Origin of the sequence: Streptomyces sp. NBC_01283 (assembly GCF_041435335.1) — a bacterium.
Classification (GTDB): domain Bacteria; phylum Actinomycetota; class Actinomycetes; order Streptomycetales; family Streptomycetaceae; genus Streptomyces.
Window position 1 is genome coordinate 6845364 of sequence record NZ_CP108430.1, and the last position, 14420, is coordinate 6859783.

General features: G+C 70.1%; 10 protein-coding genes. 3 read left to right on the forward strand and 7 right to left on the reverse strand.

Going from position 1 to position 14420, the window contains the following annotated elements:
* Nucleotides 1-148 precede the first annotated feature (148 nt).
* Entirely contained in the window at nucleotides 149-1192 is a 1044-nt protein-coding gene (locus OG302_RS30980) for a glycoside hydrolase family 6 protein (protein WP_371750287.1), read from the forward strand.
* 29 nt (nucleotides 1193-1221) lie between these two features.
* Here the strand turns inward: OG302_RS30980 and OG302_RS30985 are convergent, their stop codons facing one another.
* From OG302_RS30985 to OG302_RS31000, 4 genes are all read right to left on the reverse strand, one after another.
* Complete coding sequence (locus OG302_RS30985) at nucleotides 1222-1647, reverse strand: RidA family protein (protein ID WP_371529774.1); 426 nt, start codon at nucleotides 1645-1647, stop codon at nucleotides 1222-1224.
* Nucleotides 1648-1760: 113 nt separating this feature from the next.
* Complete coding sequence (locus OG302_RS30990) at nucleotides 1761-2795, reverse strand: hypothetical protein (RefSeq protein WP_371529775.1); 1035 nt, start codon at nucleotides 2793-2795, stop codon at nucleotides 1761-1763.
* Nucleotides 2792-4141, reverse strand: coding sequence for an MFS transporter (locus OG302_RS30995; RefSeq protein WP_371529776.1), 1350 nt, complete (start codon nucleotides 4139-4141; stop codon nucleotides 2792-2794). Before OG302_RS30995 ends, OG302_RS30990 begins: the two co-directional genes overlap by 4 nt.
* Nucleotides 4142-4150: 9 nt before the next feature.
* On the reverse strand, nucleotides 4151-5119 hold the full coding sequence (locus tag OG302_RS31000; protein WP_371529777.1) for a metallophosphoesterase: 969 nt from the start codon (nucleotides 5117-5119) through the stop codon (nucleotides 4151-4153).
* 297 nt (nucleotides 5120-5416) lie between these two features.
* Here OG302_RS31000 and OG302_RS31005 point away from each other — a divergent pair, with 297 nt between their 5' ends.
* Both OG302_RS31005 and OG302_RS31010 read left to right on the forward strand, forming a co-directional pair.
* Nucleotides 5417-8371 (forward strand): DEAD/DEAH box helicase, encoded by a 2955-nt coding sequence (locus OG302_RS31005; protein WP_371529778.1) that lies wholly within the window; start codon nucleotides 5417-5419, stop codon nucleotides 8369-8371.
* Between the two features lie 155 nt (nucleotides 8372-8526).
* Nucleotides 8527-9804: an SWIM zinc finger family protein gene (locus OG302_RS31010; RefSeq protein ID WP_371529779.1), complete on the forward strand. Its 1278-nt coding sequence runs from the start codon at nucleotides 8527-8529 to the stop codon at nucleotides 9802-9804.
* Nucleotides 9805-9886: 82 nt separating this feature from the next.
* Here OG302_RS31010 and OG302_RS31015 read toward each other — a convergent pair whose 3' ends face one another.
* The 3 genes from OG302_RS31015 to OG302_RS31025 form a co-directional block, all read right to left on the reverse strand.
* The gene (locus OG302_RS31015) at nucleotides 9887-11773 is read right to left on the reverse strand and encodes a DNA/RNA helicase domain-containing protein (protein ID WP_371529780.1); all 1887 of its coding nucleotides are present in this window, start codon (nucleotides 11771-11773) and stop codon (nucleotides 9887-9889) included.
* A 100-nt stretch (nucleotides 11774-11873) separates the two neighbouring features.
* Complete coding sequence (locus OG302_RS31020; RefSeq protein ID WP_371529781.1) at nucleotides 11874-13886, reverse strand: DNA/RNA helicase domain-containing protein; 2013 nt, start codon at nucleotides 13884-13886, stop codon at nucleotides 11874-11876.
* Nucleotides 13887-14123: 237 nt separating this feature from the next.
* Nucleotides 14124-14252 carry a DUF6408 family protein gene (locus OG302_RS31025; protein ID WP_371529782.1) on the reverse strand — a complete coding sequence of 43 codons (129 nt, stop codon included), beginning with the start codon at nucleotides 14250-14252 and terminating at the stop codon, nucleotides 14124-14126.
* Nucleotides 14253-14420 lie beyond the last annotated feature (168 nt).

The window sequence follows — 14420 nt, forward strand, 5'->3', positions numbered from 1 at the left end:
ATCTGCCGCCCGACCGGCGGTGTACGAGGCCTCGCGGGGGTCGGGCGACCGCAGACTCCGGGGAACACGCCGGGCCCGTCCGGCGTCGAGCAACTGGAGGTGCCCGGTGTCGCAGCCGCCCTTCCGATCACCTGAGCGTGAGCGTGACCTGGACCATGGCTGTCCCCGTTCCCGTGGCGTCCGCCCCCGCCTCGCCCGGCTCCTCGCCGTCGCGCTCCTGGTGAGCGCGGCGGCGTCCGGCGGTGCGCAGGCGGCAGGCGCCGGGCCCGCATCGGCCCCCGCGCTCGCCCCCGCCCCGACGGGCACCGCCCCCGGCACCGCCTTCTGGATCGACCCGAACAGCGCCGCCGCCCACCAGGTCACCGCCTGGCGGCGCCAGGGCCGGACCGCCGACGCCCGGCTCATGCAGCGCATCGCGTGGCGCCCCCAGGCGATCTGGCTGCACAGCGCCAACCCCGGGCCCACCGTCCGCGCGGTCACCCTCGCCGCCGCCGCGGCGCGGCGCACCGCCCTGCTCGTCGCGTACTTCATCCCGCACCGCGACTGCGGCGACTACTCCGGAGGCGGGGCGGGGAACGCGGCGGAGTACCGGCGCTGGGCCGACGAGTTCGCCGCCGGCATCGGTGACCGCCCCGCGTACGTCATCGTCGAACCGGACGCCGTCGCGCAGAAGATCGCGGGCTGCGAGCAGGGCGACGCCCGCGAGCGCTACGGCCTGCTCGCCTACGCCGTCGCCCGCCTCAAGGCCCGCCCGCACACCAAGGTGTACGTGGACGCGGGCAACTCCGGCTGGATCCCCGACGAGCGGCGACTGGTCGCACCGCTGCGACAGGCCGGGGTCGCCAGGGCCGACGGCTTCGCCGTCAACACGTCCAACTTCAAGACGAACGGCGCGAGTTCGGCGTACGGGCACCGCATCGCGGCGGCACTCGGCGGCGCCAAGCACTTCGTCGTGGACAGCAGCCGCAACGGCAACGGGCCCTACACCGGCGTCGGCGACCAGGCCTGGTGCAACCCGCCGGGCCGCGCCCTCGGCACCCCGCCCACCACCGCCACCGGCGACCCCGCCATCGACGCCTACCTTTGGATCAAGCGCCCCGGCGAGTCCGACGGAACCTGCCGGGGCGGGCCGAGGGCGGGGCAGTGGTGGCCGCAGTACGCGCTGGGGCTCGCGAGCAGGGCGCGGGGGTAGGGGAGGGCGCCGGGTGGTGGCGGTCCGTCCTATGGAGCGGTCGGCGCCTCCGGGACCACGGCCGTGGCGGTGATCTCGATCAGCTGGCCGGGGTAGCCGAGGCACGCCGCGCCGAGCAGCGTCGACGTGTGCGGGCCCTTCGCGAGCAGGTCGGAGGCGCGGATGACTTCCCACGCCTCGCTCAGTGGGCCCGGCTCGTCGCTCACGACGTACACCGTGCTGGCCACCACCTGCGTCAGATCACTGCCGATCGCGCGCAGCGCCTCGTCGAGATTGGCGATGACCTGTTCGGTCTGGCGCACCACATCACCTTCTCCGACGAGGGTCCCCTCGGGATCGAGCGGCACCGAACCCGCCATGAAGGCGAGCTTGGTGCCGGCCTCTACGAGGGCGGCGTGGGCGTATCCGGGCGGCGGGAAGAGGGTGGGCACGACGGTGCGCTGAGTGGTGGTCATGGACCCGATCCTGCGCGAGGCGGGGCGCGGGCGCATCCGAATTCCGGCTGGGATGGCGGGCAGGCCGGGGTGGGCCATCGGTTTGAATGTCAGCTTGTGCTTCAGCTTGTGCGTCAGCGCACCGCGGCGGGTGAAGTCCCGTTGCGTACCAGCAAGTTCGAGGACCCCTTCCCGTCCGCCCGCGTCGTCCAGATGTCCTGCTTCCTGCCCTCCTTGCCGGGCAGGGCGTACGCCAAGGTGTCGTCGTCCAGCCACGCGGCCTGGTCGTCGACGCTGCGGGTCTCGGCGAGCGGGTGCTCGCGCATCGTCCGCAGATCCAGGACGTACAGGCGCCACGGGTCCGAAGTACCCTTCCGTACGCGCTTCTTGAAAGCGATGCGCGTGTTGTCGGGGGAGAGTGACGGGCACTCCACGTTCGTGCGCAGGGTGTGCGCCGCCCACTTCTTCATGTCGCCCTGGATCAAGTACGTCTTGCCCTTCGTCGAGACGGTCGCGTAGAAGCGGTTGTCGTCATCGGCGAAGGTGACGCCCCAGTAGTTGACGTCGGGGGAGTGGTGGCGGCGGCCGTCGAGGGTGAGGGGGATCTCCTCCATGTTCTTGATCAAGTAGCCCGTGCGGGTGTCCAGGATCGAGGTGCGGGTGGAGAAGGAGGAGCCCGCGTAGGAGTCCCCCGTCGCGAACATCGTCCAGGACAGCATGTGGCCCGATGCCGAGACCCGGGCCCGGTTGGGGATGCCGGTGAGCGCGATGCGGCGCTTCTCGCGGAGCTTGTCGTCCATGACCAGGGCGTACGACGTGGGCGGGATCCCGGAGCGCCGTTGGAGGCAGAGCGCGGTGCCCCCGGCCGCGTAGAAGCGCTCGCAGGAGGGGCCGCCGGGGGTGCGGTGGCCCTTGCCGGAAGGGGTGGCGGTCCGGGCGACGCGGCCCGCGCCCGCCCCCGTGCTCCGGTAGTAGAGGTGGCCCGCGTCGAGCCCGAACTCCGAGGTGGCGGCGGCAGGTTCGGCCCGGTCGGCCGCGTGCAGGGTGTAGCCGACGGCCACCGTCGCGAGGACGGCGGCGGCCGTGGCCACGGCGATGACGCGGGCACGCAGGGAACGCGGGGAGTGCGGGGCCTGCGGGGGAAGTGGGGCCTGTGGGGGTGCGGTCATGCCGGCCTCTCGGGGGTTTCGGGGCGGGGGAGCAGCAGCGTCGCCCCGCCGAGTGCCACTGCCAGCGCGAGCGACGCGCAGGTCAGCGCCGGGCCGATGCCCCACAGCGTCCAGGCCGCGCCGAACCCGGCTGCCGCGACGAGACGGGCCAGGGCCTGGCCCGTCTGCAGGACCGCCATGCCGCTGGCCCGGCGCCCCTGCGCGAGCACGGGGGTGGCGAGCGCCATGAGCACGCCGTCGGTGGCGGCGTAGAAGATGCCGAGCAGGAGCAGTACGCCGATGAGCAGGGCCCAGCCGTCGGTGGGGGAGAGCAGCAGGACGTATCCGCCGAGCAGCGCCACGTGCCCGGCCAGGAACGGGACACGGCGGCCGATGCGGTCGGCGAGGCGCCCGGCGGGCACCGCGAGCAGCAGATAGACCGCGGCGGCGCCCAGCGGCAGGAGGGGGAACCAGCTCACCGCGAAGTCGAGCCGCCGCTGGAGGAGCAGGTAGAGGAAGGCATCCCCGATCGTGGCGGCGCCCAGGAGGGCCGCGGCGCCGAGGATGCGGCGGAAGGCGGGCACCCGGAGGATGCCGAGGATCCTTTCGGGCTTGGTGGTTGACAGGGCGATGGGCTGCGTGGCACGTGCGGGGGCCTGCGGTTCACCCCGTCCCGGCACGAACGCGACCAGCATCAGCACTCCGAGCAGCCCGAAGCAGAAACTGACCACGAACACGGCGTCGTACGCGTCCGCCGTCGCCCAGAGCAGCGCGAACGCGGCCAGCGGGCCGAGCAGCGCGCCCGTCGTGTCCATCGCGCGGTGCACGCCGAACGCCCGGCCGAGGGCGTCCGGCGGGCTGCTGAGCGAGATCAGCGCGTCGCGCGGCGCGGTCCGCACGCCCTTGCCGATGCGGTCCGCGGCGAGCGCCGCGCCGATCCCGGCCGTGGCGCCGCCCGCGAGGAGCAGGCCGAGCCGGGACAGCGCGGAGAGGGCGTAGCCGCCGCCCGCGACGAGCTTGTGCCGCCCGCCGCGGTCGGCGGCGTACCCGCCGAGGAGCCGGACGAAGGCGGTGACGCCGTTGTAAAGGCCGTCGAGAAACCCGAACTGGAGTGGTGACAGGCCGAGTTGGAGGACGAAGTAGAGCGGAAGGACCGCCGTGACCATCTCGGAGGAGATGTCGGTGACCAGGCTGACCGCGCCGAGGGCGATGACGGGACCCGCGACGCGGCCGCGCTTGGACTTGGACTTGGAGTTGGAGTTGGTCTTGGACTTGGTGGCTGTGGGCTCGGGCTTGGGTTCAGCTTCAGGCTGGGGCCCCGCTTTGGCCTTGGCCTTCGCGACCGCGTCCGTTGACGCCAGATACATCTCGGCGGCTCAGCGGCACTTGTAGGACGGGCTGCTGTCCTTCGTCGAGCCGTCCGTGCCGACGAGGTTCCAGGAGAAGCCGGTGTCGGTGAAGTTCAGCTTCACCACGCCGAAGGTCTTGGTGAGCCGCTTCTGGCTGTTGGGCTGGACTTCCTCGATCTTGTACGGGTTGGCGCCGCCCATGCCGCCGAGCAGCTCGACGATGCCGTTGGCGTCCGCCTTCCCGTCCGGGTTCTGCGGGGCGAAGCGCTCGTAGTGGTGATCGTGGCCGTTCATGACGAGCTCGGCCTTGTTGGCGTACAGCAGCTTCCAGACCGGCCTGCTGACCGGGTCGTTGCCGTGCTCGCCCGAGGAGAAGAGCGGGTGGTGCCAGTACGCCGCCACGCACTTCTTGGAGTTGGCCGCGAGGTCGGCCTTGAGCCAGTCGATCTGCGATTTGTCGTCGAAGCTGTTGGAGTCGAGGGCGATGAAGTGCCAGTTGTCCTGGTCGAAGCTGTAGTAGCTCTCGCCCTTGGGGTAGGCGATGCTGCCGAAGTAGGACTTGTAGCCCTCCAGGGCGCCGTCCGGGTCGTACGTCTCGTGGTTGCCGGGCACCGGGCGCGTCTTGTCCTTGAACGCGCCCCAGCTCGTGTCGTAGTAGTCCTCGAAGTCCTGCTGCCGGGCGTCGTCGTACTGGTTGTCGCCCATCGTCATGACGAAGGAGGGGTTGAGCCTCTGGACGAGCGCGGCGGTCTTCGGGTGTGCGCAGCCGCTGTCGTCCGAAGTGCACTGTTCGGCGATGTCTCCGGCGGCGACGGCGGTGAACGCCGCCTTCGTGTCCGGGCCGCTCGGCGCGGCGTCGGCCTCACCGGCAGGGGACCAGAGGAGGACTCCGCCGACGAGCGCGAGCGAGGCGCCCGCTGCCAGCGGGATGGCCCAACGGGCCTTCCTCTTGTGGGAGTTGCTGCGGGGTTGCGTGATGCGGGGGGTGGGCGGCATGTCCGTCTCCTAGATCGGCTGGGGGCCGTGAGCGGTGTGGGGACCGGTTCCGCAGGCATCTTGTCGAGACGGCATGTTCGCGTCAATAACTTCGGCCAATAATTGTTAGGAAAGTTTCCTACCAGCGCTTGCCGTGGGACGGCCGGTGGGACGGCTGGCCTAGGCTGGCGTGCGGGAATGACGTGCGAGTGACTGAGGGTGAGCTGGGTGGTGAACGTGCTGGCGGGGGCTGCCGCGGGGGGCTTGGGGGCTGCTGCTGTGTCCTCCGCCGGGTCCGCTGCCGGGCCCTCCGGTGCTGTGTCCTCTGGCGAACAGCGACAGCTCGGGGAGCTCGTGCGCTCCTGTGCCGCTGTCTTCCTTCCGGCCGAGGTGCCCAGGGAGGGGCGGGTCGCGTTCTGGGCGCCGGAGGGGGAGGTGCCGGGGGCGTCTGGGGTGCCTGGTGCTGCTGGGGGTGGTGCCGTAGAGGGGGAGATCCCCGTCGTGCGCCCTCACGGAAAGGGTGTCCGCACGCGTACCGTCCCCGCGCTGATCCTGCCCGTGGCGGAGGCCCTCCCGCTCCTGCTGCGCGCTGCGCCCTCGCCCGCGACCGCGCACCCCGCCGTGGCCTGCTGGGCCGCCGCGGCCCGGCACGCCCTGCACCTGGCCGCGCGGGGCAGGCTGCTGCCCGGCCTGACCGGCGGTGATCTCGACGCGTGGCGGGCCGGGCCGCTGGACACCGCCGACGTCACGCAGCTGCGGGGTATCGCCGCGGCGATGCCGGCCGAGGCGCACGCCGTACCCCTGCCCGGCAGTAGGCCCCTCCTGCTCCCCGAGCCGTTCGCCCTGGTCAGGGCCTTCGTCGACGCGGTGGTGGACACCCTGCCGCGTACGCCCGCCGCGGCCCACGCGGTCGGCGCCCCCTTCGCGGCGCGCGAGCCGCAGCGGCTGCCGGGCGCGCGGGAGTGGGCCGCCGAGGTGGCGGCCGGGATGGACGCCGGGGTGCGGGTGTCGCTGCGGCTGGATCTGCAGGCGCATGAGGTGTTCGACAGCGCGACGGAGGACGTGCGGGGCGGCGGCGGGACGGGTGATGCCGGCGAGTCGGGCGAGCCCGGGGTGGGGGCGTCGCGCGAGGGCATGGCGAGCCCCGCGGCCGCCGTCGTGCAGGTGCACAGCCTCGCCGATCCCACCCTCGTGGCGGACGCGGCCCAACTGTGGGCCGGGGCGGACCACTTCGGCCCGCGTGCCCGCGTGGACACGCTGCTCGCGGTGCGGCGCGCGGCCCGCGTGTGGCCGCCGCTGGCCCGCCTCCTCGAGCGCCCGCGCCCCGACGTACTGCCGCTGAGCGAGGGTGAGTTGTACGAACTCCTCGGTGCGGCGGCGACCAGGCTCGGCGCGGCGGGGGTGGCCGTGCACTGGCCCCGTGAGCTGACGCGCGGCCTGACGGCAACCGCTGTCGTACGCCCCGCGCCCGGCACGGCGGCCGACAACTTCGACTTCTTCAAGACCGAGCAACTGCTGGAATTCCGCTGGCAGTTGGCGCTCGGCGCCGACGACGGGGAGGGTGACGGCTCCGGAGGGCCTCTGACCGAGGCGGAGATGGACATCCTGGCGGAGGCGCACCGCCCGGTCGTACGCCTCCGTGACCAGTGGGTCCTGGTCGACCCCGAACTCGTACGCAAGGCGCGCAAACGGGATCTGGGCCTCCTGGACCCGGTGGACGCGCTGTCCGTCGCGTTGACGGGAGCGGCGGAGGTGGACGGCGAGCGCGTCGAGGCCGTCCCGATCGGCGCCCTGGCCCGCCTGCGGGAACGCCTGACCGACGACCTGAGCCCCGTCACCCCGCCGCCCGCGCTCGCCGCCACCCTCCGTGACTACCAGCTCAGGGGCCTGGCCTGGCTGGACCGGATGACGTCGCTGGGCCTCGGCGGCTGCCTCGCCGACGACATGGGCCTCGGCAAGACGGTCACGCTGATCGCCCTCCACCTGTACCGGGCCAGGCCGGAGCCGACGCTGGTGGTCTGTCCGGCGTCGCTGCTCGGCAACTGGCAACGCGAGATCGAGCGGTTCGCGCCGGGCGTCCCGGTGCACCGCTTCCACGGGACGGGCCGCAGCCTGTCCGGCGACGTGGCGGGCGGCTTCGTCCTGACGACGTACGGAACGATGCGGACGAGTGCGTCCGAACTGGCCGCCCACTCCTGGGGGTTGGTGGTGGCGGACGAGGCGCAGCACGTCAAGAACCCGCACGCGGCGACGGCCAAGGCGCTGCGCACGATCCCCTCCGCGGCGCGGGTGGCGCTCACCGGCACCCCGGTCGAGAACAACCTCTCCGAACTCTGGGCCCTGCTGGACTGGACGACGCCGGGCCTGCTCGGCCCGCTCAAGGCGTTCCGCGCGCGCCACGCCCGGCTGGTGGAGGGCGGCGAGACCGCCGAGAACGACGAGGCGATCGCGCGCCTCGCCCGCCTGGTCCGCCCCTTCCTCCTGCGCCGCAAGAAGTCCGACCCGGGCATCGCCCCGGAGCTGCCTCCCAAGACGGAGACGGACCATCCGGTGACACTCACCCGCGAACAGGCGTCGCTCTACGAAGCGGTCGTACGCGAGACCCTCGCGCGCATCGAGGCGTCCGAAGGCATCGCGCGCCGCGGCCTGGTCATGAAGCTGCTGATGGCGCTGAAGCAGATCTGCAACCACCCGGCGCAATACTTGAAGGACGGCGCGATCACCACCCGCGGCGGCCGCTCGCGCTCGGGAAAACTGGACCTCCTGGACGAACTCCTCGACACGATCCTGGCGGAGGAGGGCGCCGTCCTCATCTTCACGCAGTACGTGGAGATGGCCCGCCTCCTGGAGTCGCACCTGTCCTCACGCGGCATCGGCACGCAACTCCTGCACGGGGGTACGCCGGTCCCGCGGCGGGAGGAAATGGTGGACCGCTTCCAGTCCGGCGAGGCCCCGGTGTTCCTCCTCTCCCTCAAGGCGGCGGGCACGGGCCTGAACCTCACCCGGGCCGGCCACGTCATCCACTACGACCGCTGGTGGAACCCGGCGGTCGAGGAGCAGGCCACGGACCGCGCCTACCGCATCGGCCAGACCCAGCCGGTCCAGGTCCACCGTCTCATCACCGAGGGCACGGTGGAGGACCGCATCGCCGAACTCCTGGCAGCGAAACAGGCGCTGGCCGACGCGGTCCTCGGCGAGGGCGGCGAGTCGGCACTCACGGAACTCTCGGACGCGGAGCTGGCGGATCTGGTGTCGTTGCGGAGGATGTCGTGAGGGGCGGCGGCGAGGGCGGTGCTGGTGTGAGCGGCGGTGGGCGGCAGGGTGGTGCGGGTGTGAGCGGCGGTGGCATGAGCGGCGGTGGCCGACAAGGCGGCCGGGCCGGGCGCACGGGCAGGGCCGCTGCCGGACCTGCCGGCGGGCGCACGGGGATGACATCAGCGAGCCGCGCCACAGGCGCGGGCCGTGTCTTCCCCCCACTGCCTCAACACCCAGACCCCCAGGCACCGTTCGCCACATCATGGTGGGGGAATGCCTGGATCGGCGCGCTGGAGGGGACGTCGCTGGACGCGGGGCGCCTGGCCCGCGGACGCGCGTACGCCCGTGAGGGGCACGTCGACACGATCACCGTCGCGCCGGGCCGCATCGTGGCGTACGTACACGGCAGTCGCCCGCGCCCCTACCGCTCCGAGATCCGCATGCGCACCCTCACGCCGGAGGACTGGGACAGATTCCTGGACGCGGTGGCCACGGAACCCGCGCACATCGCGGCGCTCCTGGACAAGGACATGCCGCACGCGCTGGTCGATGCTGCAGAGCAAGCAGGAGTGCAACTCCTCCCCGGCCCTGGCGACTTGGTGCCGTCCTGCACCTGTCCTGACCACGGCCGCCCCTGCAAGCACGCGGCGGCCCTCACCTACCAGACGGCCAGGCTGCTGGACGCCGACCCCTTCGTACTGCTCCTGCTGCGAGGCGGAGACGAGCAGGCGCTCCTCGACGAACTGGCCCAGCGCAACGCGCACGAGGCGGCGCGCGAGCAATCAGCCACCCAGCAGGGCGCGACGGCGGAAGCGCTCCCGGGAACCCTGGCGAGGGACGTCCTGGCCACGGACTACCGCCCGCCGCTCCCGGCCCCGCTCCCACCCCCCGCCCACCCGGGCGAACCCCCGCTCCTGCCCTCACTCCCGGGTGCCCCGAACCCCACATCACTGGAGTTCCTGGCCACGGACACGGCATCAAGGGCCCACGCATACCTCGCCACCGGCGCTGCCCCTTTCCCGGCGGCCGACGCCTGGCACGACGCGGTCCGCCTGGCGGCCTCCCACCCGGGCCTGACGGGCCGCCGCAGCTTCAGCCGCCAATTCGCGGAGCTGGCCGAGTCGGTGGACCACACCCCCGCGGACCTGGCCCGCGCGGCGGCGGCCTGGCGCCAGGGCGGCGAGGAGGGCCTGGCGGTCCTGGAATCCCCGTGGGACCCCCCGGCGGGCCCGTTCGACCGAGCGAGGGGCGCACTGATCGCGGCGGACCTCCCCCGCATGACGATCCACCGAAACCACCTCACGGACGCGACCGGCGCCCTACAACTCCGCTTCGGCAAAGACGCCCGCTGGTACCCCTACAGAAGCGAACCATCACGAAACGACTGGTGGCCGGAGGGAGAGGCGGACGAGGACCCGGTGGGGGCCCTGAGCACGGCGATCGGTCCGTAGGCCTCAGTCGAGCTGGTCGCTCCGCAACCCCCAGCCCAGCCGATCGTTCCGAGTGCTTCCTGCGCCGTGCGTCCTGGAGCATCTACCGGATGGACGCGACCGGCAGTCGAGCTCCGTGAACCAACTCGCGCAGCTTCGCCTGCGTCTCGGCATCCGTCGAGTACACCACCGTGCCCACCATGCCCCTGGTCAGCAGCACTTTGTAGGTGTTGCGGATCAGCCGGTCCACATCCGTGTCCGGAATCGACTTCTTGAAGACGGGGTCCTTGGATGCCGTGCGGTCGGTGACCCACTGATCCCCGCGCCACACCAAGTCAGGGCCGATGATCACGCCGCTCCAGTCGTACTCGAAGCCCTGCGCCGTATAGACGCAGCCCACCTGCCCGAATCCGGCCGGGTCGGTGGCCCACAACGCGGCGGGAGGAGCACCTCCGACAGCCCGGTCGCCGAAGACGTTCCAAGGACGTTCCCAATCACCGATGACGACGTCGGTGGGAAGCGCCTGCCCCGGCGGCACCTTCTTGGTCCACTTCCAGCAGTAGCCCGCGGACATGCGTGCGCCATAACCCTGTGTCCGACGAGTGGTGAGGAACTCCTCCATCTCCTGCGGACTCTCAGCGACCATGAGGTGCATCTTGTCGTCGGGTTCCCACTGCAGGGGCCCACCGGACTCGAGCCCCAGCAGCCGGACGACCCACCGCAGGTATACGTCACTGCCACCACAGCGGAACTGGCTGTCGAGTGGCACCACTTGGCAGGCAAGCCCCTTCTTGGCGGCGGCCGCCTCGATCTCCGCCACGGTCCCCATCTCCCCGGGGCGTACGACTTGGTGTTCATCAAGGAGGAAGACCGGCACGCGCGCCGCATCGATCAGTTCGTCGATCTGTGCCTTCCCGGTGCGGTGGGCTGCGGACGTGTACCGGTTGGCCGAGGTTTCACGCATGCGGTGGGCTTCGTCGCAGATGAGGACGTCAAGGCTGTTGCGCTCAGCGGTCATGAAACTGTTGAAGTACTTGAAAAGGCTCTGCACTTCGCGCTTTCGTGCTCCCGCCACTTTGCGCATGGTGGTGGTGAACGAATTGGATCCGGTGGCATGCAACGCGGGGGTCCCCTGCCGATACAGCTCGCCGAGCAGCGACAGCGCGATGACGCTCTTGCCGGTGCCGGGACCGCCGGTGACGACGACGACCTCCTTGTGGTCGGATTGTTTCGCCCGCCGCACGGCATTGAGCACCATGCGGTACGCGACCAGCTGCTCGTCCAGCAACACGAACTGTTCGCGTTCTCGCACCTCTTGAGCTGCGACGGCCATCAGTTGCTTCGAGGGGCCGACCCTCCCGGCCAGCAACTCGTCTGCGGCCGTCGCGCCGGACTCGCCACCCAGCCTCGTCCGCAGATAGTCGACAAACTCCCCACGCCGCGCGCCGATGAACAATTGCCCGTACGCATCCTGCTCGGCCTCGAACAGTCCGCCGACCCCGAACTCGGTGGCGTTGTGCAGATACGCGGCTCCGGAGATTCGATCCGGATGATCTGCCAGTGCCCCGTTGAAGGAGACCAAGTAATCGCAGTAGCCGCGCACTTGGTCGACTGGATTGAGTACAGGGTGGGCATACGCTTCCACGCGGCACAGCGACGGGTCGTCGTCATCCGGTTCGGCACTGCTCCACTGCTTGAGCTCGACGACGACGTACGACGGTTGCCCGGTATGCGGATGTACCCCGGCAAGCACCACGTCGGCCCGTTTGCTGTTGAGCGGCAGCCCGTACTCGAGGAGCATCTCCACCTGCCCGAGTCCGGCGTCGTTGAGCGCGCTCGCGAGCACTGGGATGCTGCGTTCCCAGGAACGGACTTCCGAGGTACTTGGCTTGTGGCCGTGCACGTGGGCGAACTGCTCGGTCAGGCGGAAGAAGAGAGCACCGGACAGGCACTCGGCGGCGACCGCGGCGGCGGAGTCGCGGAACAGCAACGGATGCTCCCAGGCAGCACGAAGTGACTCGTGCGGGTGGGGGCATGTCCTTCGTGACCCCGCCGGAGCGGAGCGGAAGCCCGGCGGGCCGCGATGACGATTACTCGAACTCTATCGCGAGCTGTTGTGCGACGGCCTTCTCCGCAGGCGTGATCACCGGAGGGAGCTTCTTCCTCGGGGGTTTGGCCAGTGGAGAGTCCGCGACTGTGCCGGAGATCAGTTCACGCAGCGCATTGCGGGTGATGGTGTCCTCCGAGTACAGAACGATGCCGCGACGTCCTCGCGTCAGGAGTACGTGATAGGCGTGACGGACCAGCTGGTCCACCCGCTCGTCACTCACCCATTTCTCTTGAAGCTTGCTGTCCCGCGTTTTCGTCCGATCGACGACGAACTGCCCGTTGCGCCAGAGCAGGTCCGGGCCGAGGATGACTCCGGTCCAGTCGAACTCGAAGTTCTGGGCCGTGAAGATACAGCCGACCTGTCCGAAGCCGCGTGGGTCCGTCGCCCATTGGCTGGTCTCGGGCACGTCGTCGAGACTGACTCCCTCCTTCGCGTTCCACGGGCGGTGCCAATCCTTGATCTGCACTTCAAGAAGGAGTTCGCCGTTCGGTGGAGTCTTCCATTCCCAGCAGAATCCGGCTGTCATGCGGGCCTGCAGGTTGTCTTCGCGGATCCTGCGCTCGAGGAAACTCTCCATCTCCTCCGGGCTCTCCGCGAGACGCACGTCGATGAGCCCGTCCGGTACCCATGCCGGGGCAGTGGTCGCCTTGAGGCTGAGCAGTTTCGTCACCCACTCGCGGAAGGCGATGCTGCCTTCGGCCCGGAACATGCCGGGCAGTTCAATCACCTCGTAGTCGCATCCGCATGCCTTGGCACGTTCGACGAGGTAGTCGACGGTTCCTACCTCCTTGGGGCGCAGGGACTGCCAGTCGTCGAGGAGGAAGACGGGGACCTCCGCGACATGAATCAGCTCGTCGGCCTGACAGAGGCCGCGAGCCTTCGCCGCCCTCTTGACGTCACGCCCGTCCGATTTGAGGCGCACTCGATGGGCTTCATCGCAGATGAGGACCTCCACCGAATCCTCCGGCAGATGTCCGAATTGCTGGAAATAGCGATAGTCCTTACGGGACTGCCGCTCTGCTGCCCCCTTCCGTCCGTAGGGAGCGGCAGCGACCGTCGAGTCGCGTAGATTCTTGGTGAACGAACGGGAGCCGCTGGCATGTACGACGTTGCGCCCCTCTTGACGCAAGGTGCGCAGCAGTTCCACGGCGACTGCGGTCTTTCCGCTGCCGGGGCCACCCTGCACGATGATGACTTTCTTGCGCCCTTTGCCGCCACTCGCACCGATCTTCCGGTGAACTTCCTGGAACGCGATCTCCTGTTCCTTCTGGAGGGCGAAGACCGGATGCGGGCTTCCCACGCGGCTGAACGCCTCACTCGACGACGGTGCCTCGTATTGCTGCGCCTGGCAGAGCACATCGGCTGCCCGCGCGCCGGGCACCCCGCCGGCAAGTCGGGTGGAGAGGAACCTTCTGAAATCCTCACGTTGATCTCTGGTGTACAGCTGTCCGTGAGTGCTCCGCTTCAGATCGAAAAGCGAACTGACTTCATGGCTGGCGTTGTGCAGCAGTGCGACTCCGGCGATTCTGTCGCGTTTGCCGTGCAGGGGCACGAGGCGCTGGATGAGGTACTCGCAGTAGCGCTGCACCTGGCGTACGGGATGAAGCTTGGGCTTGTCGTATCCGGCGTCCACAGCAATGGGGTTGGTGGGCGAAACCTCGGCCTTGTGCCACTGTTTGAGCTCTACGACGACATACGACAGATCGCCGGTGGTCGGATGCTGGCCCGCCAGGATCACGTCGGCTTCGCCCGCCATGCCGGGAGTCGAGTACTCGATGAGGACCTCGACATCGTCGAGACCACAGGAAGTCAGCGCCTCGACGACTTCTGGAAGGCTGTGTTCCCACGAGGCGATGAGCCCGCTGCCCGGTTGTTTCTTGCGGGGATGCGACTGCACGTACTCATTGATCAGCCGCTGGGTGAGCGGCAGGGTGTCCTGCCCGACGGGCACGATGAGCGGGCGCAGTTCGGCGGCTGATTTCCGGAGCAGCAAAGAGAATTCCCCACGGGCACGACGGATCTCGTGCGGGTGGGGGCATGTCCGATGAGGGAAGCCCGTCGGGCCGCAATGGCTGCTCGTACATTAGCTCGCGGTGAGGCAGTTCGGCGTGCGATCACGCGAGGAAGCTGACGTACCGCGAGGAAGCTGAAGTACGAGGCTGACCTACGAGGAAGTCGAGCGGCAGCATGCTGTATTGGGGCGGGCCCTCGGGCCCGCCCCGCCTTCCGGTCAACCCAGAAGACGCGCCGCGTTCTCCACACACGTCCGCACGAGGTCGGCACCAAGGCCCGCCGTGACGCCGATGAGGACGTCGCGGAGCCAGGTGCGGCGCTTGGGTGTGTACTCGACGGAAGCCATACGGATGCATCCCCTTCGGTGAAATCGGGCGGCAGGAGGGCTCCCACCGGGAGCATCCACACGTCCGTACCAAAGGCCTCTGCAAAAGCAAGCCACGACTCGTACACCTCAAGGAGGTTCGGGGCGCAGATCAACCGTAGCGCACGGCTTATGGACCAAGGGCTGGAG

What these genes read in the sequence shown, in the direction of transcription:
- OG302_RS30990 (WP_371529775.1), bottom strand. Translation starts at nt 2,795, where the DNA reads ATGACCGCACCCCCACAGGCCCCACTTCCCCCGCAGGCCCCGCACTCC.
- OG302_RS31000 (WP_371529777.1), bottom strand. Translation starts at nt 5,119, where the DNA reads ATGCCGCCCACCCCCCGCATCACGCAACCCCGCAGCAACTCCCACAAG.
- OG302_RS30995 (WP_371529776.1), bottom strand. Translation starts at nt 4,141, where the DNA reads ATGTATCTGGCGTCAACGGACGCGGTCGCGAAGGCCAAGGCCAAAGCG.
- OG302_RS31025 (WP_371529782.1), bottom strand. Translation starts at nt 14,252, where the DNA reads ATGGCTTCCGTCGAGTACACACCCAAGCGCCGCACCTGGCTCCGCGAC.
- OG302_RS30985 (WP_371529774.1), bottom strand. Translation starts at nt 1,647, where the DNA reads ATGACCACCACTCAGCGCACCGTCGTGCCCACCCTCTTCCCGCCGCCC.
- OG302_RS31010 (WP_371529779.1), top strand. Translation starts at nt 8,527, where the DNA reads ATGACATCAGCGAGCCGCGCCACAGGCGCGGGCCGTGTCTTCCCCCCA.